At 68.5% G+C, this 19,750-nt stretch carries 20 protein-coding genes and 2 tRNA genes; 17 read left to right on the top strand and 5 right to left on the bottom strand.

Going from position 1 to position 19,750, the window contains the following annotated elements:
• The first annotated feature begins 7 nt into the window (after positions 1-7).
• The 3 genes from ABD161_RS12415 (at position 8) to ABD161_RS12425 (ending at position 1,590) form a co-directional block, all read left to right on the top strand.
• The gene (locus tag ABD161_RS12415; RefSeq protein WP_344003370.1) at positions 8-244 is read left to right on the top strand and encodes a hypothetical protein; all 237 of its coding nucleotides are present in this window, start codon (positions 8-10) and stop codon (positions 242-244) included.
• A gap of 283 nt (positions 245-527) precedes the next feature.
• Positions 528-971, top strand: coding sequence for a hypothetical protein (locus tag ABD161_RS12420; RefSeq protein ID WP_344003373.1), 444 nt, complete (start codon positions 528-530; stop codon positions 969-971).
• A gap of 37 nt (positions 972-1,008) precedes the next feature.
• A complete protein-coding gene (locus ABD161_RS12425; protein ID WP_344003376.1) occupies positions 1,009-1,590 on the top strand; it encodes a hypothetical protein in 582 nt (193 codons plus the stop codon).
• A gap of 2 nt (positions 1,591-1,592) precedes the next feature.
• On the opposite strand, the gene ABD161_RS12430 is transcribed toward ABD161_RS12425, so the two are convergent.
• Positions 1,593-2,888, bottom strand: coding sequence for an HNH endonuclease signature motif containing protein (locus ABD161_RS12430; protein WP_344003379.1), 1,296 nt, complete (start codon positions 2,886-2,888; stop codon positions 1,593-1,595).
• A 293-nt stretch (positions 2,889-3,181) separates the two neighbouring features.
• Here ABD161_RS12430 and serS point away from each other — a divergent pair, with 293 nt between their 5' ends.
• The 8 genes from serS (at position 3,182) to ABD161_RS12470 (ending at position 11,306) form a co-directional block, all read left to right on the top strand.
• Entirely contained in the window at positions 3,182-4,462 is a 1,281-nt protein-coding gene (gene serS, locus ABD161_RS12435) for a serine--tRNA ligase (RefSeq protein WP_135114048.1), read from the top strand.
• A complete protein-coding gene (locus tag ABD161_RS12440; protein ID WP_344003383.1) occupies positions 4,459-5,334 on the top strand; it encodes an HAD-IIB family hydrolase in 876 nt (291 codons plus the stop codon). Before serS ends, ABD161_RS12440 begins: the two co-directional genes overlap by 4 nt.
• 263 nt (positions 5,335-5,597) lie before the next feature.
• Positions 5,598-6,668, top strand: coding sequence for a Glu/Leu/Phe/Val dehydrogenase dimerization domain-containing protein (locus ABD161_RS12445; protein WP_344003386.1), 1,071 nt, complete (start codon positions 5,598-5,600; stop codon positions 6,666-6,668).
• The gene (locus tag ABD161_RS12450; protein WP_344003389.1) at positions 6,661-8,349 is read left to right on the top strand and encodes an alpha-keto acid decarboxylase family protein; all 1,689 of its coding nucleotides are present in this window, start codon (positions 6,661-6,663) and stop codon (positions 8,347-8,349) included. Before ABD161_RS12445 ends, ABD161_RS12450 begins: the two co-directional genes overlap by 8 nt.
• Positions 8,350-8,449: 100 nt before the next feature.
• Complete coding sequence (locus ABD161_RS12455) at positions 8,450-9,631, top strand: M20 family metallopeptidase (RefSeq protein WP_344003391.1); 1,182 nt, start codon at positions 8,450-8,452, stop codon at positions 9,629-9,631.
• 133 nt (positions 9,632-9,764) lie between these two features.
• Positions 9,765-9,852, top strand: a tRNA-Ser gene (locus tag ABD161_RS12460).
• 33 nt (positions 9,853-9,885) lie between these two features.
• Entirely contained in the window at positions 9,886-11,139 is a 1,254-nt protein-coding gene (locus ABD161_RS12465; RefSeq protein ID WP_344003394.1) for an LCP family protein, read from the top strand.
• Positions 11,140-11,217: 78 nt separating this feature from the next.
• Positions 11,218-11,306, top strand: a tRNA-Ser gene (locus tag ABD161_RS12470).
• Positions 11,307-11,482: 176 nt separating this feature from the next.
• Here the strand turns inward: ABD161_RS12470 and ABD161_RS12475 are convergent.
• Both ABD161_RS12475 and ABD161_RS12480 read right to left on the bottom strand, forming a co-directional pair.
• Positions 11,483-12,589: a tyrosine-type recombinase/integrase gene (locus tag ABD161_RS12475; protein WP_344003397.1), complete on the bottom strand. Its 1,107-nt coding sequence runs from the start codon at positions 12,587-12,589 to the stop codon at positions 11,483-11,485.
• Complete coding sequence (locus tag ABD161_RS12480) at positions 12,582-13,184, bottom strand: hypothetical protein (RefSeq protein WP_233441134.1); 603 nt, start codon at positions 13,182-13,184, stop codon at positions 12,582-12,584. Before ABD161_RS12480 ends, ABD161_RS12475 begins: the two co-directional genes overlap by 8 nt.
• A 110-nt stretch (positions 13,185-13,294) precedes the next feature.
• On the opposite strand from ABD161_RS12480, the gene ABD161_RS12485 reads away from it, so the two are divergent.
• The 4 genes from ABD161_RS12485 to ABD161_RS12500 are packed head-to-tail and all read left to right on the top strand — an operon-like array spanning position 13,295 to position 14,952.
• The gene (locus ABD161_RS12485) at positions 13,295-13,546 is read left to right on the top strand and encodes a helix-turn-helix transcriptional regulator (protein ID WP_135114042.1); all 252 of its coding nucleotides are present in this window, start codon (positions 13,295-13,297) and stop codon (positions 13,544-13,546) included.
• Positions 13,543-13,800: a glutaredoxin family protein gene (locus tag ABD161_RS12490; protein ID WP_135114041.1), complete on the top strand. Its 258-nt coding sequence runs from the start codon at positions 13,543-13,545 to the stop codon at positions 13,798-13,800. The genes ABD161_RS12485 and ABD161_RS12490 overlap by 4 nt, the downstream gene beginning before the upstream one ends.
• Positions 13,793-14,686 carry a hypothetical protein gene (locus ABD161_RS12495; protein WP_135114040.1) on the top strand — a complete coding sequence of 298 codons (894 nt, stop codon included), beginning with the start codon at positions 13,793-13,795 and terminating at the stop codon, positions 14,684-14,686. Before ABD161_RS12490 ends, ABD161_RS12495 begins: the two co-directional genes overlap by 8 nt.
• The gene (locus ABD161_RS12500) at positions 14,683-14,952 is read left to right on the top strand and encodes a hypothetical protein (protein ID WP_135114039.1); all 270 of its coding nucleotides are present in this window, start codon (positions 14,683-14,685) and stop codon (positions 14,950-14,952) included. Before ABD161_RS12495 ends, ABD161_RS12500 begins: the two co-directional genes overlap by 4 nt.
• Positions 14,953-15,493: 541 nt before the next feature.
• On the opposite strand, the gene ABD161_RS12505 is transcribed toward ABD161_RS12500, so the two are convergent.
• Entirely contained in the window at positions 15,494-16,498 is a 1,005-nt protein-coding gene (locus ABD161_RS12505) for a zeta toxin family protein (protein ID WP_135114038.1), read from the bottom strand.
• Positions 16,495-16,752 (bottom strand): hypothetical protein, encoded by a 258-nt coding sequence (locus tag ABD161_RS12510; RefSeq protein WP_135114037.1) that lies wholly within the window; start codon positions 16,750-16,752, stop codon positions 16,495-16,497. Before ABD161_RS12510 ends, ABD161_RS12505 begins: the two co-directional genes overlap by 4 nt.
• A gap of 1,168 nt (positions 16,753-17,920) precedes the next feature.
• On the opposite strand from ABD161_RS12510, the gene ABD161_RS12515 reads away from it, so the two are divergent.
• Both ABD161_RS12515 and ABD161_RS12520 read left to right on the top strand, forming a co-directional pair.
• Entirely contained in the window at positions 17,921-18,367 is a 447-nt protein-coding gene (locus tag ABD161_RS12515) for a hypothetical protein (RefSeq protein WP_135114036.1), read from the top strand.
• 148 nt (positions 18,368-18,515) lie between these two features.
• On the top strand, positions 18,516-19,421 hold the full coding sequence (locus ABD161_RS12520) for a hypothetical protein (RefSeq protein ID WP_344003406.1): 906 nt from the start codon (positions 18,516-18,518) through the stop codon (positions 19,419-19,421).
• Positions 19,422-19,750 lie beyond the last annotated feature (329 nt).

Raw genomic sequence — 19,750 nt, forward strand, 5'->3', positions numbered from 1 at the left:
CTCTACCGTGAACGTCCTCATTAAGTTCGTCGGGTACCTCCTGCTGGCGCTGCTGCTGGTCATTCTCAGTCCGGTGGCGCTCGCGATCGGTGTGTACAGGGCGGTCCGGGCGCACCGGGCCGGCACGCCGGTCGGATCGACCAACGTCGGGCTCATCGTCCTCGGGGTCATCGGAAGCGCGATCCTCGTCACCTCCCTGCTGCGGAGGACGGCGGCGTACCGGACACGACTGCCGAGCCGCTGACTTCGACGGAAGCGGCGGCCGCGGATGAGCGCTCCGATGCGTGCGAGCACGTCGCCGCCCTGCTCGCGGATGCGACGGAGCCGATGTTCCGTGAATCTCATCCGGAGTGCTTCGTGGGAGAGGCGACGCCCGTCGAAGAAGCGGAGCAGCTCTTCACCGTGCCCGAGTTCGTCGGCAAGACCCTGGAAGAGGTGCTCGCTGATCCTGCACTGGGCTGGGGCCGCGCGAGCAATACGACAAGTCGGGCCAGGAACGCAGTGTCTGGGCCGAGAGCAACTGGACTGTGGTGGAGCAGACCCCGGAGGCCGGCATCCCGCTCGAGCATCCGGTGTCCGTCCGTGTCGGTTTCCTCCGGAACGAGGAGTACCGGTGGTTCCTCGCCCACCCCACGATGCCGGCGATCCCCGTCGACAGTCGGGCCTCCGACCACACAGGAGACGAGGGCGTGCTCCACGATGTGGAGGAGTTGGTCGAGTTCCAGTGGCACCCGGAGCATGACCCGGGCACGGGGCGCAAGCCGTACGGCACCAGCGAGCTGGTCGTCGACACCATTCCCGCTGCTGGGGAGCCGCTCGCCATGGGGCAGGCGATCATCGTGCGTGTCCGCGATGAGCCGGCCCCGGCGCCGGCTCCGCCGAGCGAGACCGACGTCGACGTCCATGTCGATACTGACGACGATGACGACTTCAACGTGCCCGGATGGCTCTGCCCGACTCGGTTCTGCTGACAACGCCCACGTCACGTCGCTGCGCTAACCTCTGCGCGTGAACTGGCTCGACACATCCGCGGCCGTCGTCGAAGCGCTCGCCACCGCCCTCGCGGTCGGCGCGGCGATCTACGCGGGCCTGTACGCGAAGCGCACGTACGAAACGCAGGCTCGGCAGCTCGAGCATGCGCGGGAGCAGTCGAACTTCGAGCGTGACCAGCACGCGCGCCATGAGGCGGCGGGGCTTGCCAGTTGGTGGGTCAGCTGTGAGGTCCCGAGCCGGTGGGGCGTCATCGTCTCGAACACTTCGCCCGCGCCGTTCTTCGATGTCCGGGTCTATCCGTCCGGAAACTCGGTCGCGAAGAGCAAAGGCGACGGTTCATTCCTGATGACAGTGGTGCCTCCCGGCACCTACTTCGTGGAGTCGCTCTCGGCGGCGGCGGAGGCAGAACAGGCGGAGAAGTGGGCCGGCAAGCCGCGTAGTCCCGGATGGCATGTCGGCGCGCAACTCGAAGACGGCACCGAGCTCGAACCCTTGCTGGCCGCGCACAAGTATCGGATCGACCGCATGACTTTCCGGGACAACGCCGGGCAGACCTGGCAGTGGACTCCGGAGACGGGGACGGCAGCCGCCGCCTGACGTCAGAAGGGTGGTGGGTCGGCGCCGGCGGCTTCGTCGGCCGCGGCGAGGGCCATGAAGCGCACCGCGGACTGCGGGGACTCGTCGAGGACCTGGCCGGTCGGGCTCGTCCACTCGTAGAGGCCGCGGCCGAGGTTCCTCGCGCTCCAGGCCGAGTTGTGCTTGAGCACGTGGTGCGCGCGGCACAGGGCGCCGAGGTTGTCGACGTGCGTGGCGCCGCCCTCGGAGTAGGGAACGGTGTGATCGAGGTCGCAGCGGTACACCGGGCGACGGCAGCCCGGGAAGCGGCAGTGCTCGTCGCGCGCGGTGAGGAAGCGGCGCTGCTCGGCCGTCGGGACGTAGGAGTCGACCGCCGTCAGGGCACCGGTCTTCGGGTCCTGGAACAGCCGCGCCCACGTGTACGTCTTGCCGGCAAGGCAGCGCGCGGTCGACGGGGCCATGACGCCCACGCGAGGCGAGTGCGCTGCGCGGTCGTCGGCGCCCGCGATGACCTCAGCCGGAATCGTCACGTGGACGACGGCGCGGATCGCGTCCAGGCCGTCTCCGTGGGCGGTCGGCGCCGCGGTGAGCAGCATGTCGGTCACGACATCCGCGCGAATCTGCGCGAGCGTGCGCGGATCCTCATCCTCCTCGGAGAGCCCTGACTTCACCTCGCGGGCGATAGCCATCGTGCGGTCGTCGATTCCCTCGGCGAGAGCCGCATCCACAAGAAGCTCGATCAGGGCCATGCCGTCGCGTTCGGGGGTGAGCCACATTCCGCGGCGCTCGTTCGCCTGCTCGTGGCGCTCGGAGATCGTCTGCGGCTCGAGACGCTCGGCGACCGCCTGGCAGATCGGGCGCAGCTTTGCCGGCGTCGTGTCGGCGAACTGGAGCGCGATTCCCTCGTACCGTGCGCGGACCTCATCGTCGGCCAGACGCTCGCCCTCATCGCAGACGACGGCGGCGTGGGCGGCGGAGATCCCCATCTCGCACAGCGCCGTGAACGTCGCCGGGAAGCGCTCGATCATCGCGGTCGCGTCTTCCATCCGGTTGCGCATCGTGGTGTCGGACACGTGCTGGACGGCCGCGAGATCCGCCGCCATCGAGCGGATCGGGACCGCGTACTTGGACGGCGCGCCCGGGATGGAGTTCAGGATGTCGAGCGCGATCTCCTGCGCCCGCGCGTGAAGCGCTGCCTCCACCGCCGCGATGCCCGCCTTGGCTCGGGCCAGTTCGCCGAGGGCCTCCTTGACCGCACGCACGTGATCCTGCTGGGAGGGGGAGAGCTCCCAGCGGTCCTCGAACGGGCTTTGCGGCATGAGGCCAGTATAGTACAGATGTGCGAAAGTCGGAAGGGGTGGGGAGAGGGTTTTTCGTAGGGCAGTGGCCGTGGGGAGTGCGGTTTCGACTCCGCTTCGCTCCGCTCAACCCGTTTCGACTCCGCTTCGCTCCGCTCAACGACCGGTGGAGGTTTCGACTCGCGGAGACCCGCACTGAGCGAGCGAAGCGAGTCGAAGTGTCGCTCAACCCGTTTCGACTCCGCTTCGCTCGCTCAGCGACCAGAGGGGAGACAACGACCGGCGCGGAAAGACGCGCGGCCTAGACTGGCGGGGTGATCGATCCCGTGCTCCTCCGCGACAACCCTGACCTCGTGATCCGCTCGCAGGTGGCGCGTGGTCACTCGCCCGAGACGGTCACCGCCGCGATCGAGGCCGAGAAGGCCCGGCGCACGGCGATCACCGCCTTCGAGGAGCTGCGCGCCGAGCAGAACGCCTTCGGCAAGACGGTCGCCGCGGCGCCGAAGGACGAGAAGGCCGCGCTCGTCGCCCAGGCGAAGGAGCTCGCCAACGGCGTGAAGGAAGCCCAGCAGGCGGTCAACGCCGCCGAGGAGGCCTTCGTCGCGGCGATGTCGAAGATCGAGAACGTTGTGCTCGACGGCGTGCCCGAGGGTGGCGAGGACGACTTCGTCGTCCTGCGCGAGGTCGGCGACCGCCCCGCCTTCGACGCGTCCGAGTTCCCCGACGGCCCCCTCGATCACCTCGCCCTCGGCGAGAAGCTCGGCGCGATCGACATGGAGCGCGGCGCGAAGGTCTCGGGCGCCCGGTTCTACTTCCTCAAGGGCGTCGGCGCGCGACTCGAGATCGCCCTGATGAACTACGCGCTGACGAAGGCCCTCGAGGCCGGGTTCACGCCCATGATCACGCCCACGCTCGTGCGCCCCGACATCATGTCGGGCACCGGCTTCCTCGGCGCGCACGCCGACGAGATCTACCGCCTCGAGGCCGACGACCTGTACCTCGTCGGCACGAGCGAGGTCGCGCTCGCCGGCTACCACAAGGACGAGATCGTCGACCTGCAGCAGGGCCCGCTGCGCTACGCCGGATGGTCGACCTGCTACCGCCGCGAGGCCGGCTCGTACGGCAAGGACACCCGCGGCATCATCCGCGTCCACCAGTTCAACAAGCTCGAGATGTTCGTCTACGCCAAGCCCGAGGAGGCCGAGGCGGAGCACGCCCGCCTGCTTGGCCTCGAGGAGGAGATGCTGCAGTCGCTCGGCCTCGCCTACCGCGTGATCGACGTGGCCGCCGGCGACCTCGGCTCGAGCGCCGCCCGCAAGTACGACACCGAGGCGTGGGTTCCCACGCAGGGCGCGTACCGTGAGCTCACCTCGACGTCGAACTGCACGACCTACCAGGCGCGGCGCCTCGACATCCGGCACCGCCCGGACGGCGCCAAGACGCAGCACGTCGCCACCCTCAACGGCACCCTCGCCACGACCCGGTGGATCGTCGCGATCCTCGAGACCCACCAGCGACCGGATGGATCGGTCGTGGTGCCCGAGGTGCTGCGACCGTACCTCGGCGGCCTCGAGGTGCTGGAGCCCATCGCATGACGAACCCCGCCACCACGCAGAACGAGGCCGACGTCCGGCCGGGCCGCAAGCTCATCGCGCTCGACCTCGACGGCACGGTGATCTTCGAGGACGACACGTTCAGCCCCGGCGTCGAGGACGCGGTGCGCCGCGCCGTCGACGAGGGCCACATCGTCACGATCGCGACCGGCCGCAGCTGGGAGGCGACCTCCCACATCCTGCATGGCCTGGCGATCCTGCCCGAGTACGTCGTGTGCTCGAACGGAGCGGCCATCCTGTCTCGCGACTCGACCCAGCAGACCGGCTACGCCCGTCACACCACCGAGACGTTCGACCCGGCCGAGGTGCTCACGCTGCTTCACGAGCACCTTCCCGGCGCGAACTACCTCGTCGAGCTCGCCGACGGCACGCGCCTGTACACCGACTACGTCGAGGACTGGGGCCTGAACCGAGACGACGCCCGTCACGTCGAGTTCGAGGAGATGAAGCGCCACGAGGTCGCGCGCGTCGTCGTCGTCTCGCCCGAGCACAACCACGACGACGGGCGGCGCGACGACGTCGACTTCATCCAGCTCGTCGAGCGGATCGGCCTGCAGCACGTCTCCTACGCCGTCGGCTGGAGCGCCTGGCTCGACATCGCGCCGAAGGGCGTCGACAAGGGCACCGCGCTCGAGCAGGTGCGCGAGTGGCAGGGGATCGCCCCGCAGGATGTCGTCGTGATCGGCGACGGCCGCAACGACATCGGGATGTTCCAGTGGGCCGCCCGCAACGGCGGCCGCGCGTTCGTGATGGCGAACTCGCCCGAGGAGGTGATCGCGGCCGCCACCGACACGACCGGATCGCTCCAGGACGGCGGCGTCGCGCAGGCCATCGCCACCGTGCTCGACGCCTGATCCTCGCCCGAGGCCGCGTCGCCTCGGACCTCGCAGAGTGCGCACCCCGCGTGGCACCGACGCGCCTCCGACCCGGCGGGTTGCACGGTCGCCGCGCGAGTGATTGACGCCGCCGAGCGCGCGTTCGCATACTTCTTGCATCCCCTCCGTGCGATCCGCGGCGGGGTGCGTCCTGCCCGACACCCACGGCCAGGCGCGGCACACGAACGGCGACGACGCCCACAGGCGCGCGGCGCCGAGTGAGGAGCATCGAGATGCGGACAATGACCATCACCCCGGCGGCAGAGGCGCTCGACATCGGCGACGAGGTGATCGACGGGCACGAAGAGGTGCTCTACTGCCACGACGACGAGTCGGGGCTGCGCGCGATCATCGCGATCCACGACACGACCCTCGGTCCGGCTCTCGGCGGCACCCGCTTCAAGTCGTACGACACCGATCAGGATGCCCTCCACGACGTGCTGCGCCTCTCGCGCGGGATGACCTCGAAGAACGCCGCGGCCGGCCTTCCGTTCGGTGGCGGCAAGGCCGTCATCATCGGCGACCCGCGCACCGCCAAGACCCCCGAGCTGCTGCGGGCGTACGGCCGGTTCGTCGACTCCCTCGACGGCCGCTACGTCACGGCGGCGGATCTCGGCACCAACTCGGACGACCTCGACATCGTCGGCGAGACCACCACTCACCTGACCGGCCGCACGGCGGGTGCGGGCGGCGCGGGCGACAGCGGCCCCGCCACCGCGCTCGGCGTCTTCTCGGCCATGCGCGCCGGCGCCGAGCGCCTCTGGGGCGAGTCGGGCCTGCGCGGCCGGACGGTCGGCGTGGAGGGCGCGGGCAAGGTCGGCGGCGTCCTGACCCGCCTGCTGCTCGACGAGGGCGCGAACGTCGTCGTCGCCGATCCGGATCCCGCCGCGCGCGAGCGCGTGAGCGCCGCGACGGGCGGCGCGGTGACGCTGGCCGAGTCGCTCGCGGGCCCGCTCGACGTCTACGCACCGTGCGCGCTCGGCGCGACGGTCACTGTCGACCGCGTGACCTCCCTCGGGGCGCGGCTCGTCTGCGGCGCCGCGAACAACCAGCTTCCGACGCAGGATGAGGACGCCGCGCTTCACGCCGCGGGCATCCTGTGGGTTCCCGACTACGTCGCCAACGCGGGTGGCGTCATCCACCTCGCCGGACTCGAGCGGCTGAAGCACGAGCCCGACGTCGTGACGGCCGACGTGCGCCGGATCGGCGACACCGCGCACGAGATCCTGTCGCGGTCCGCGGACGCCGGGATCCCGACCGGCATCGCGGCCGACGAGCTCGTCGCGGCTCGCCTGGCGGCCGGGCGTGGCTGAGCTCGACGGCGGCACGGTCACGGTCGGGCGATACCTCGCCGCGCGCCTGACGCAGCTCGGCTGCCGCCACCTGTTCGGCCTTCCCGGCGACTTCAACCTGAACCTGCTCGACGAGATGCTCGCGGGCGACGACCTCGAGTGGATGGGCTCGGCGAACGAGCTCAACGCCGCGTACGCCGCGGACGGCTACGCTCGCGTCGGACGCTGCGCCGGCGGGGTCGTGACGACCTACGGCGTCGGCGAGCTGTCGGCCGTCAACGGCATCGCCGGCTCGTACGCCGAGGACGTCCCCGTCGTGCACATCGCGGGGCTGCCGAGCAGCGAGGCGATCCGCAGCGGCGCGCGGCTTCACCACACGCTGCTCGACGGCGACTTCCTCCACTTCGTGCGGATGTTCGCCGAGGTGACGGTCGCGCAGGCGGTGCTGGATGCGACGGATCCGGCCGGCGCGATCGACCGCGTGCTCGAGACGATGCTCGCCACCAGCAAGCCGGTGTACCTCGGCGTGCCGCTCGACCTCGCCCGTCATCCGGTGCCGGCCGACCGCCTCCGGACGCCCCTGGTGCCGCCGCCGAGCGACCCCGAGGCCGTCGCCGCGTTCACCGAGGCGCTGCGCGACCGCCTTCCCCGCATGGACCGCCTCACGGTGCTCGCGGGGCCCGGCGTCCACCGTCGCGGTCTCGAGGCGAGCGTCGCGCGCCTCGCCCAGGTTCCCGGCATCCGGATCGCCTCCCAGGTCGGCTCGAAGGCGATCCTGGATGAGACGCATCCGGCGAGTCTCGGGACCTACCTCGGTGTGAACACGAAGGATCCCGGATCGCAGGCGGTCGTGGACGACGCCGGGGTGCTGGTGATGGTCGGCACGGTCTTCAGCGACTTCACCACGGGCCACTTCAGCCACCGCTACCAGCCGGCCCACGCCATCGAGCTCGCGCTCGACCACGCGCGCATCGGGCCCGCGGTGTACCCGGGAGTGCGGCTCGAGGAAGGGCTCGCCGCGCTCGGCGAGGTCGTCGCGGACCTCGGCTTCACGCCGCAGGAGGACGTGCCGCCCACGCCCGTTCCGCCGGCGGCGATGGACGACGCGGCACCCCTCGACCACACGACGATGTGGGCGCTGCTGCAGGACTGGATCCACCCCGGCACCACCCTGATCGCCGAGGCCGGCACCGCCTTCTACGGCGCCGTCGACCTCACCCTTCCCGACCGCAGCGACCTGCTCGGGCAGCCGGTGTGGTCGTCCATCGGCTACACGCTTCCCGCCGCGTGGGGCGCCGCCGTCGCGCGGCCGGATCGACGTCCCGTGCTCGTGATCGGCGACGGATCCGCGCAGCTGACGATCCAGGAGCTGGGGCGCCTGCTCTCGCACCCGAGCGCGCCGGTCGTGCTGCTGCTCGACAACGACGGCTACACCGTCGAGCGGAAGATCCAGAGCCCAGACGCGGTGTACCAGGACATCCCGCGGTGGGACTGGACGGCACTGCCGCCCGCGCTCGGCGCGAGCGGGGCCGTGGTGCACGACGTGGGAACGCCGGGGGAGTTCCGCGAGGCGCTGGACGCTGCCCGGGATGCCGCGGCCGGGCACTTCGTGCGCGTGCGGCTCGATCGGGATGACGCGCCGCGGCTGCTCGTCGCGATCGTCGCGGGGATCCAGAAGGCGAACGCGCTGGCCGGTCGGTGAGCGGACGGGGGCGGCACCGGCGGTGAGGGGCCGGGAGTATCGTCGGGAGAACGTGCCGGACGAGGAATGCGAGACGCCCCCGATGACGGAGCCAAGCCCGATGCAGGAACGCAGAGTCGACCATCCGCTGCTCGCGTGGGCGGACGGGATCCTGCCCGAGATGCTCGCCGACCTCGAGCACCTCATCCGCTGCGAGTCGCCCTCGGCCGACCTCACGGCCATCGCGCGCTCGGCCGACCTCGTCTCCGCGATCGGCGAGCGGCGGCTCGGCTCCGCCCCCGAGCGGCTCGTGATCGACGGCGTCACGCACCTGCGCTGGCGTCTCGGCTCCCCCGATCCCGACGCCCCTCGCGTGCTGCTTCTCGCGCACCACGACACCGTGTGGCCGGTGGGATCGCTCGAGTCGCACCCCTTCTCGATCCAGGACGGCGTGCTGCGCGGGCCCGGCTGCTTCGACATGCTGACCGGGCTCGTGATGGCGATCCACGCCGCGGCGACGTTCGCCGACGGGCCGGGCGGGCACCTCGCCCACTCGGCGATCACCCTGCTCGTCACGGGTGATGAGGAGGTCGGATCGCCGACCTCTCGCGCGCTCATCGAGCAGGAGGCGCGCGGCTGCGTCGCCGCCCTCGTGCTGGAGGCCGCGGGCGACACCCCGGACGGCGTTCCCGGCGCCCTCAAGATCGGCCGCAAGGGCGTGTCGAACTACCGCGTCGACATCGTCGGCCGCGCCGCGCACGCCGGGACCGAGCCGGAGAAGGGCCTGAACGCGACGGTCGAGCTCGCGCATCAGGTGGGGGTCGTGCTGGGATTCGCGGATCCGTCCGTCGGCACCTCGGTCGTGCCGACCGTCGCCCAGTCGGGCACCACGACCAACACGGTGCCGGCACGGGCGTCGTTCAAGGTGGATGTGCGCGCGCTCACGGCCGCCGAACAGCATCGGATCGACGAGGCGTTCGCGACGCTCACCTCGCACACCGGCGCGACCGTCACGGTCGTCGGCGGCGTGAACCGCCCGCCGCTGGAGACCTCGGCCGCGGAGGGGACGTGGCAGCGCGCCCTCGCCGTGTCGAAGAGGCTCGGGATGGACCTGCCGGACGCGATCGTCGTCGGCGGGGCCTCGGACGGCAACTTCACGGCGGGTGTCGGCGTCCCCACGCTCGACGGCCTCGGCGCCGTCGGCGGCGGCGCGCACGCCGACCACGAGCACGTCCTCGTCGGCGAGATCCCGCCGCGCACGGCGCTGCTCGTCGCGCTGATCCAGGATCTGCTCGGCGACTGACGCTCCGAAGCGGGACACTCGTCCACAGTCGGCGCGGGTGATCCGCTCAGGGGGCGTCCAGAGCGGGGCGGCACAATGGCCGATGAGCTGGCCATTAGACTGATCGCCTGATCAGCAGGGGAGACCCTGCCAGGGAGGGTTGTCCGAGCGGCCGAAGGATCTGGTCTTGAAAACCAGCGGGCAGCGATGTCCCGTGGGTTCGAATCCCACACCCTCCGCCAGAAAGTCCCCCCGCAGGCGCACGAAAGGCACGGATGAGCGACACGTCGAAGCGACGCGGCCGCCGAACGGTGGCCCGTCACGGGCGCCTCGGCGCCGTCAACCCCTTCTCGCGTCTGCTGCGGGTGCTGGGCATCGGGCTCGCCTGCGTGCTCGTCGCCGGTGTCGGCGTCGCGGGCTACGCGGCGTGGGACCTCGGGTCGACGTTCTCGGAGAACGCGGTCGACATCCATGAGGGCACGACCCCGCCCGACATCGGCCAGCTCAGCGCCGAGGAGGGTGTCGACCTGCTGCTTACCGGCATCGACATCTGCGAGTGGGACTCGCACGAGAAGTTCGGCGACCGCTGCCCGACGAACCCCGATCTGTACGGTCCGGATGGGCGCGAGCTCGAGGCCGGCCGAAACGACGTCAACCTGCTCGTCCACATCTCGCCCGAGCCGCGCAAGGTCACGGCGATCACGTTCCCGCGCGACCTGATGATGGCGACGCCGGAATGCACGAACGCGCAGGGCGGCGTCACCCCCGCGTCTGACAAGAAGATGATCAATACGGCCTACGAGGCCGGCGGCCTCGCCTGTGTGGTCCGAACGGTCGACTCGATCACCACGCAGTACAACCCCGATCTCGCGATCGAGTACGCCGCGACGGTCACCTGGAACGGCGTGATCGAGATCACGAACGCGATCGGTGGCGTCGATGTCTGCGTCGGCGAGACGATCGACGACGTCGAGGCCGGCATGCTCCACCTCGAGGGTGGCCAGACTCACAACCTGCAGGGCGAGCAGGCCCTCGCCTTCCTCCGCTCGCGATACGGCGTCGGCGGCAGCGACCTGGCGCGCATCAGCAACCAGCAGGTCTACATGGCCTCGCTCGCCCGCAAGCTGACGAGCGAGCAGGTGCTCACCAACCCGGGCACGCTGCTCTCCCTAGCGCGCACGACGCTCACGAACGTCGACCCGAGCTCGAACCTCACGAACCCGGCAACTCTCGTGCAGATCGCGATGGCGGTGAAGGATGTGCCGACGTCCGACATCACGTTCCTGCAGCTGCCGGTGCTCGACGACCCGTACGACCCGAACCGTGTCATCCCGGACGATGCCGCGGTCGAGGAGATGTTCGCGACGATGAAGGCGAACGAGTCGATCGATCCCGCCGCGCCGGTGACCGAGGCCACCGGCACCCCGGCGCCCGCGGAGACCCCGGGCGCTACCGAGACACCGGACCCCGGGCTCGCCGCCCCCGGCCGCACCGCTGAGGACGAGGGCTGCGCCAACCCCGTCGGCTGACCCGTTTTCGCGCTCGTCGCACGACAGGTTAGGATGGAATGACGCGCCCGCGTGCGGGTGCGGGATCCCTCGGGATCTGGAGACGTCGCATAGTCAGGCCTAGTGCACCACCCTGCTAAGGTGGAGTCCCCTTATGGGGACCGAGGGTTCAAATCCCTCCGTCTCCGCTCTTATCTGTGGCCCTCGACCCCTTGAAAACAGTGGGATCGCGGGCCATAGGTGTCTCGTGAGAACACCGTTTGCGAAGGATCTGCGAACAAACGTCGAGAAATCGTCTTTTGATGTCTCGGATATTGGTGACAGACGCGCGTCTCAGGACATCGGCGACGGGTGCCAGACCGAGTCAGAAGAGCTCGTCGACCCCGACCTTGCGAGCACCCTTGTCCAGCCGCTTCGAGACGGCGTCGAGGTCCTCGTCGAAGAGATCTGAGTACACGTCGAGTGTCATCGCAGCGGACGTGTGCCCCAGCATCCGCTGGATCGTCTTGACGTTAGCGCCGGACTGCACGGCAAGCGACGCCGCCGTGTGGCGCAGATCGTGAGTCGTCATGTTCGGCAGTTCCGCCGTCGCCAAGGCCGTCTTGAACCACGAGCGTGATCCATCGTCCGAGCGGGTGCGGCGAAGGTAGCCTCCATCGACCCCTGGGAGTGCAAGATCGTGACGCGACCTTCCCTGCAAGGCGATCGCGAGTTGATCGAGAAGGAACTTCGGCACGGGCACGGCGCGGCCTGTGTGAGACTTCGGGGTCCCGACGTGGATCTTCCCATGGACCTCGACTGCGTTCCGTCTGATCCGAAACCGTCCGCGCTCGAAGTCGATGTCATCTACGCGCAGCGCCACGGCTTCGCCCCAGCGTATGCCCGTGTACGCAAGGACCAGCACAAGCAGCTTCCGATCGCCGGCTGCCCGAGCGAGCCGGAACACCTCCTCGTGCGTGAGATAGACGTGCCTCCCGCGCGACTTTCTCGGCAACCCGATGCGTCCAACCCGCGCGGGATTCACCGCGATCCGGCCGTCGTAGACCGCGTCGTCGAGAATGCTCGCGAGTACGCCGAACGTGCGGATCGTCACGGTGGCTCCCGTTGACTGCGTGAGTTCGGCCACCCAAGCTCTGATGTCCGTATGGCGGATGTCGGCGACCTCCCACCCGCCCCATTTCGGCTGCACGCGAAGACGCCAGGCCGTCTCGACCGGCGCGAACGAAGACGGCTTCATGGAGTGCCGCTTCGCCTCGATCCAGATCGGGCCAAGCATGTCTACGGTCGCGCGAGCCGCTTGCGGATCAATGAAGCTGCCTTTGGCGCGCGATGTCTCTATCTCCGCGAGCCAGATCTCCGCGTCCCGCTTGCGGGTGAATCCTCGCTTTGCGCCCTGCTTGCCGTTCGGCTTTCGGTAGCGCGCCTCGTAACGCCGGCCCTTCGCTGCCTGGTACGCGTGAACGCTACCCACCGGCCGGTCGACCAGCGTTGTAGTTCATGCCTCTGAGCCGCCCGGCGGCGCGCGCGGCGATGATCCACGACGACGCTGTGCGGTGGGGCACGCCGAGTTCAGTTTGGATCAGCTTCGCCGGCGGCTGCCCCGCCAACGCCGCCGACCCGTACAGCAGCTCGATGACCTGCATCCGTGCTTCACCAGCGCCGCGCCGCACGACGTCGGCAGCGAGTGCCGGCGGCAGGAGCCGCCCCTGTGAGGTGGTCAGTTCCGACACAGAGAGCCAGCGCGCGAGGGGGTCTGCCTCGTCGTCAAGCGTGAGGAAGATGCATCGCGGTGCCGCGGTCTGCACGATTGCCTGCATGCCGACCTTCGCGACGGTCGGGTAGTTCAGCTCGACGTCGTCCCTAACCGCGGTGTTGGTGACGGACTTGATGACGTACCGGCCAGCATCCGCGACATACAGAGCCGTCACCGCTGTCGACACCCCCAGGGGGACGTCCGCGGTCGTGGCGATGAATGCGGGAGCGATGCGTAGTGCGGACCCGACGGGCTGCGTCGCATCCTGCGATGTCACGGGGGAGCCTTCGGGTGTTGTCACGTCGACCTTCACCTCCTCAGTTTGTCTAACCGCACGGCGCTTTCGCATTCACCTCTTGCGGAGAGTAGCACATAGTGCTTCACTCGTGTCCAACAACGGTGATCATGCGCAACTGGAGGTGAATGATGGTCACGATCATGCAGGTGCGGTCGGAAGATCCCGAGCACACCTTCCTCACGCCGCAGGAGCTCGCCGACCTGCTCCCTGGCGTCCCGCTCAGTCGACTCGGCTCGTGGCGGCGCACTGGCGACGGACCGAACTTCGTGAAGTTCGGTCGCACCGTCGTCTACAAGCTGTCCGACATCGAGGCGTGGATGGCGGCGCAGACGCACCGGAGCACCGGCGAAACGCTTCCGAGAGCCCTCCGTCGATGATCACCGTGTATACGTCGGGATCTGCGTGCATGCAGTGCCGACTGACGAAGCAGGTGATGGATGCCGAGGGCATTGCGCATACGGACATCGACCTCACCGAACCGGGCAACGTGGCGGCGCGTGAGTACGTCACCGACGACCTGGGGTACTCGCAGGCGCCGGTGGTGGTCATCGACGATCACGACCATTGGTCAGGCTTCCAGCCGACGAAGATCAGGGAGCTGGCCGCGCGGATCGGAGCGACCGATGAGTGACGAAGCCGACGACCGCATCTTCCGCGAAACGGAGGATGTGCGCTTGCAGATCGCGCACGCCCAGGCGCAGTTGTACGACCGGGCGAAGCGCAAGCGGGACGCGCGACGCCAGTACGCGCGGGACTACTACGCGCGGCACCGCGACGAGCAGCGCGAGTATCAGCGACAGGCCCGGGCGAAGCAGCGCGCGCAGGATCCGGATGCCTACCGAGAGCGCGTACGGGCACGCAACAAGCGCTGGCGCGACAAGCATCGCGAGCAGGCGAATGCACACCAGCGCGAGAAGTACCACGCCGATCCCGAGAAGCGCCGCCAGCGTCGCCGCGAGGCCTACGCCCGCAATCCCGAGGAGCAACGCGCGCGCCGACGCGCTTACTACGCCGCGAACAAGCAGAAGTCGCTCGCTGCGCAGCAGCGTTGGCGCGATCGAGAGAAGCGTCGCGTCGAGGCAGGGCTCCCCGTGCAGCGACTGCACCGGGTTTCCCTCGAAGAGCGTTTCGCGAACCGCGCGGCAGCTGATGAGTTCTTCGACCGGGTGCGGACGAAAGCTGAGCTTGCCCTCGCACTGCGGGAGATTGCCACACCGCCCGAAATCTTCGCCGCGTGGAAGCGGGAATCCCTTCGAGTTCGCGCCGCGCACCACCTGGCGGTTCAGAAGGAGGAGCTTGAGCGTCTCCGCAAGGCACTCGCTCGCGGGCGCCCCGGCCCGGAACGTAATTCGCTTCTGACGCCCGAGCAGATCGAGGACGCACGGATGGATGCGATCGCGCGGCAGGTAAACAACCGCCTCCGCCACCGTGAGCCGCCGCGACGCCGGCACCATCTCGACCCCGCTGCGCCGCACCCGCAGGCACTCAACAACGACCAGATGGGAATGAACCGATGACCACCATCCACGACGTCCTTCCGAGCTTCATCGATCGATCGCAGACCGAGACGGTGCTGTACCGCGTTGCCGTCAGCGCGCTCACCTGGCAGGCAGATGCCGAACCGGGATACAGCCTCGAGGACGAACAGCGCTGGTGCCTGGCCCCTCTGCGGGGCGTCGATCCAGGGCTCCCTCTCCGGGTGCTCGTCGTCGACACGATCCTCGACCCGTCGCGCAACCGCGCCCAGCTCGTCCAGGCGCTCGTCGCGCTCAGCGATGGGTGATGTCGTGAATGCGATCGGGCGCGACTTCCCGGCGGCTGATCGTAGCTCCCTCCAGAGTGCTCCGTTCCGGGCTTTCGCGGCATATCCTCGCCCCTCCGCTGGCGCTCCGGGCCTCCGGTATTCCACGACCCGGCACTGCGCACCCCTCCGGTCGCTTCTCGTGCCACTTACCAGGAAGACGCCGAAGACAGGTCAGGTGCGAGTTCCAAGCAGGAGCGTGAAGCGCCGCGGCGCGAGGCGAGAATCGTGGATGTCGACACCGTAGCGGGGGCCGCGATCGTCGCCGGGGTTGCGAGCGGTGCACTCGGCGTCGTAGCTGCCGCACGGCTCGTCGGAGCCGTGTGCGAAGGAAATGGTAAGCGGATGCTGCGCCTCGGAGCTCTCGTCGTCACACTGGCATGTATTGCCTTCGCCGCCGCGCTCGTGCTGGCTGCTTCAGGAGTGCCCGAGTGCCCGGGTTGCGCGGTCCTGCCGCGAGACGGTGTGGTTGCGGCACCCTGATCCCACACGCCGTCGACGCGGGCCGGCGCGGTTCGTTCGCTTATCTTGGTCCGAGGTCGAGGCCGGGCACTGGCTGGGCGACCGCCGGCGCGGCGATGTCGAGAAGTGCGGCCTCAGCGGGTGGTGCCTGACGCAGCGCGTCGACGCGAGCGCGAATTGTCGCTTCCGCTCTCGAGCGGGCCACAGAGTCCACGGGTAGCGGCAGGCGGGGAAGTACTTCACCCAGAGCGAGCTCGTGCAGTTCCAGAAGGACTTCGGCCAGTGGAGCCGGCACCCGACCGTTGTTCAGCGCGAACTCGGTGCTTGCGCGGAGTTCCGAAAGCCACCGCCTCCCCTCGGGTCCGGACATCGGCGTCACCTGCTCGCGTACGAGCGCCCGGCTGGCTCCCGCGAAGCCGTCGGCGCGACGGGCATCGAAGACCCAGTCGCCTGCGCGACCGACGACCGTAAGCCGGTCGACGGATGCCTCGCCCTCGAGTTCGCTCACAAGCGCGCGTGTCACCTCGAACCCCGCGTCGTGTGCTGCGAGATCAGTGAACGGATTGCTACGTCCATCGAGGGCAGCAAGCAAGGACTGCGATGTCTCGGACAGCAGGCTGACAGCGCGGGGCTGCCCTACGACGGCCACGTGCGTCTCGAAGCCTTCACGTTGGAACAGCTCGGCGGTGGCGCTCGCTACGCGAGCGGAGGAGAAGGAACCCTCGACCAGCAACGAGCGCCGATTCGTTCGGGAATACGTGAAGCAGTCACGCAGCCACACCGAGGTCGCCTCAGCGAAGATGCGCAGCGCTTCCGGGGACCGCGACCGCGACAACTCTAAGTAGCGAGGATGGAAGGCGCGCAGGCCTCCTCCGTCGACGAGTGCGGCGCCAGGATGCTGCGCGAGCAGCGCCTGCGCTGCTCGTCCGGCGCCAGCTCCGGGCTGACCGACCACGAGCGTCAGGATCGGAGCTTCGGGGTGGTGCGATACAGGGAACAAGATCGGCGCGATCGTCGCATCGAAGATCACTCGCGCCTCGGCGGCTTCCAGTTCGAGATCGGTCACGGCAGCGGCCCCGAGAGTTCGGTGATGCGGAACGTGAGCCGATCGATCAACGCCTCGAGCGCCTTACGGTCATAGGCATCGACCTCGACGAGCTCGCGTCGGATGGCCGATGCCTCTGCGATGGCCCGCTCGTGCAGGATCGCGCCGTCATCGGCGAGACGCAGGACCGCCGCGATCGCGGTGTTCGCGGCCTCGCAGGCAATGTCGAAGGTGGCGGCGTCGCTCGCCCTCCACGCCGATCCTTCGCCCGTCATTCCAGTCCTCCTATTTGGAGTCTAGTTTCGCGCCATCGCCACGCACCGCCGCAGCGTGCGCAAGGACGCGCACTTGCGGGTAGTGCAAGGAAAATCACGGAGGCGGGCGGCAGGCTGGCACCTTGACGAGTCACTCAATGTCCGTTGCCACCCTTACGATCCGGGCATGAGTCGAAAGGTTGACCCCGCCGAGGCGGAACGTGTTATACGCGCCGCCGGGTGCAACCCGCTCGTTCCCTATCCGGGGAGTGCAGTCCCGTGGCCGTCGGTTCATGAGAAGTGCGGAAGCGAGATCGCGCCGCACTACGCCAATGTTCGCGCTCGTGGACGGGCGTGCAAGCGGTGTGCCGGTGTGACTGCGGGCGCGAACCGCCGTGCGGGCTTCGCAAGCGGAGCCGTCCAGACAATGCGTGCCGCTGGCTGCGAGCCCCTGGAGCCCTATCCCGGTGCTGACAAGCCATGGCGATGCCTACATCAGCCGTGCGAAACCGAGCGCACGCCATCGCTGAACACGGTGCGGGCGAACGGGACCGCCTGTCGCGAGTGCTCAGCAGTCGCGGCCGGCCGGAGGGTTTGGACATCTGAGGATGCCGAGGCAGTGTTCCGCGACGGCGGACTTGAGCCTTTGGTGCCATGGCCAGGATCCTCATCGAAGCCATGGCGCGCGCGGCACGTCGCGTGCGGTCGCGAAGTCACCCCGCGGCTGGGCAACGTCGCAGCTGGCCAAGGTCCTTGCAACGAGTGCGGGCAGGAAGCCGCACATGCCGCTATGCGACTGGACGAGGTTGAAACTGAGATGGTCTTCCGTGCTGCTGGCCTCGAGCCTCTTGTTGCTTTCCCAGGTGTGGACCGACCCTGGCGAAGTCGCCATGTGCGATGCGGCGGCGAGACCGCACCCACCTACTCGAACATCAAGCGTGGACAGGGCGGCTGCGTTACGTGTGGGGCCAAGGACAACGCCGCACGTCTCCTGATGCCCGAGCCTCGCGCACGCGCGGTAATGGTGGCACGCGGTCTCGATCCGATCGAACCGTATCCGGGTAGCAGCCGCCCGTGGAAGTCGCGACACGCGTGCGGAAGGGTGGTGTCTCCGACTCTTGCGAACGTGTCCGGCGGGAAGGGAATCTGCCGCTACTGCAACAGCGCATTCCCGTACAACGGGCCAGCGATGCTCTACCTCGTGGTCGATCGTGACGCCGTGAAGATAGGCTGCGCCAGTCGAAACGGGAAGCGGCTCGCAGATCATCAGCGATTTGGGTGGGAAGTTGCGTGGACTGTCGAAACCGCCACCGGTGACGATGCCTACAACCTCGAGCAAGCGATCCTCTCGTGGTGGCGCGAAGAGCTGTGCCTGCCGCCCGCTTATCCCGCAGAGCGGCTTCCGCAGTCGGGGTACTCAGAGACGGCGCTCTGGGACGACATGCATCCGACTTACGTGCTGACGAAGGTGCGGCAATTGGTTGGCGAACTCCAACGTCCACCCCTGGTCGTGAACGAGACAGCATTCGCTACGGGACGGCCGGAGAGGACGGCGAGCGGGCTCGGCCCCCGTTTGCGTGCCAAACTGAGTCGCACTTCTCGTGAAGCGCTCTTCGAACTGGATCATGTCCAGTAGTGCGGTCGATGCTCCGTAGGCACGCGAGGGGGTGCTGCTGCTCCCGCCGCGAGGATCACCTCGTGGCCAGGAGTCGCTCCGACGAGGATGCGCCGTCCACGAGTCCGCTACACGGCCGCTTGCGTCGACCATGTCTGAACTCGCTGGCATGATCAGCGCCATGATGTACGCCGACGGTGAGGATGCTGCTACCAGCTCAGAAAACCTGAACTGGGAGAATCCCGACGCACGAAAGATCGAAGCGCTCGACGAACAGATCCGGCAGCATCCGGGCCACCGGCTCCAGCTGCGGCTCTCCGAGCTGAACAGAGTGATGGAGGCCTGGGTAGGTTTCTCGATGTCACTGAGTTCGCTACTCAAGAAGTGCGAAGGGGACGACGAGTTTATTTCGGAGCTGATGCGCAACGTTGGCGATCGCTCGCGTCAGGACTGGATTATCCGCTCTCTCGACCAGACGATCATTGCGTACGTGGCTGCGCTGGGCGCGCTGATCGATCACACGCGCTCGCTCATGAAGCTGCAGCCGAAGATCCTGTCGGATGAGTACGACACGCGCACCGCGGAGCTGATGAAGCGGCATCCCGCTGCGCCCTTCCTCGGACGTCTTCGCAATTACATCCTGCACAGGGTCGCGGCGCCATGGGAGTTTGACGGAAACTTCGTCGGCGGCAACATGACTGCCCGGGTTCTGCTCTCATCGGAGGCGCTTCTCGAGGACAAGAAGGGGTGGACTGGCGACGCGAAAGCGTTCATCTTGGCCAGCGGTGAGCAGGTTCACCTCTCACCTCTGCTCCAGCCGTATCTAGAGGCGATGGTCGAGCACATCGTGCAGGTCTTCCCCGCAGTGGCGCGAGCCAACGCGGTAAGCATCGAGGACTGCGACCGGTTGGTCAAGGAGCGCAATCTGCTCCTGTCGGGCGGAGTGACGGACGGATCCGACTGGGAGCAGAGAGTCGCGCACATGCAGGAGAACTCGCAGCGACGCCAGCGTGGGGAGCCTCAGACGGATTTCCGCACCGGCCTGCCGATTAACAGAGAATCGGAGGGGGAGTGACCCGAGGGCAGATGTCGCGTTCCTTGATACCGCGGCTATTCCATCGGCGGGACGCCCCGCCTCGAGTCCTCGCCACGAAGTAGCTGATTCTCGGCGCACTGCTCGGCTGCGGCTGCGGCGATCGTGAGTTGGTCCCCGAGCTCCTGCATTCGATCCCGTAGCGCTCAGCCCGGGGAGCCTTGACACGGATGCCTCCACGAAGAGCTCGTGAACGTCGTCTTGCGGAACCCGGCGGGGATCATCGTCCTTCATGTGGGAAGAACACCTAGGGCGTGTCTGACAAATAGTTCGGCGGCGCGCTGAGAGTCTGAGGTCGTGACGCGGTTTCA

Source organism: Microbacterium paludicola, from assembly GCF_039529675.1.
Taxonomy (GTDB): Bacteria; Actinomycetota; Actinomycetes; order Actinomycetales; family Microbacteriaceae; genus Microbacterium; species Microbacterium paludicola.

What these genes read in the sequence shown, in the direction of transcription:
- ABD161_RS12430 (WP_344003379.1), bottom strand. Translation starts at nt 2,888, where the DNA reads ATGCCGCAAAGCCCGTTCGAGGACCGCTGGGAGCTCTCCCCCTCCCAG.
- ABD161_RS12440 (WP_344003383.1), top strand. Translation starts at nt 4,459, where the DNA reads ATGACGAACCCCGCCACCACGCAGAACGAGGCCGACGTCCGGCCGGGC.
- ABD161_RS12445 (WP_344003386.1), top strand. Translation starts at nt 5,598, where the DNA reads ATGACCATCACCCCGGCGGCAGAGGCGCTCGACATCGGCGACGAGGTG.
- ABD161_RS12455 (WP_344003391.1), top strand. Translation starts at nt 8,450, where the DNA reads ATGCAGGAACGCAGAGTCGACCATCCGCTGCTCGCGTGGGCGGACGGG.
- ABD161_RS12465 (WP_344003394.1), top strand. Translation starts at nt 9,886, where the DNA reads ATGAGCGACACGTCGAAGCGACGCGGCCGCCGAACGGTGGCCCGTCAC.
- ABD161_RS12485 (WP_135114042.1), top strand. Translation starts at nt 13,295, where the DNA reads ATGATGGTCACGATCATGCAGGTGCGGTCGGAAGATCCCGAGCACACC.
- ABD161_RS12490 (WP_135114041.1), top strand. Translation starts at nt 13,543, where the DNA reads ATGATCACCGTGTATACGTCGGGATCTGCGTGCATGCAGTGCCGACTG.
- ABD161_RS12495 (WP_135114040.1), top strand. Translation starts at nt 13,793, where the DNA reads ATGAGTGACGAAGCCGACGACCGCATCTTCCGCGAAACGGAGGATGTG.
- ABD161_RS12500 (WP_135114039.1), top strand. Translation starts at nt 14,683, where the DNA reads ATGACCACCATCCACGACGTCCTTCCGAGCTTCATCGATCGATCGCAG.
- ABD161_RS12510 (WP_135114037.1), bottom strand. Translation starts at nt 16,752, where the DNA reads ATGACGGGCGAAGGATCGGCGTGGAGGGCGAGCGACGCCGCCACCTTC.
- ABD161_RS12515 (WP_135114036.1), top strand. Translation starts at nt 17,921, where the DNA reads ATGCTCTACCTCGTGGTCGATCGTGACGCCGTGAAGATAGGCTGCGCC.
- ABD161_RS12520 (WP_344003406.1), top strand. Translation starts at nt 18,516, where the DNA reads ATGATCAGCGCCATGATGTACGCCGACGGTGAGGATGCTGCTACCAGC.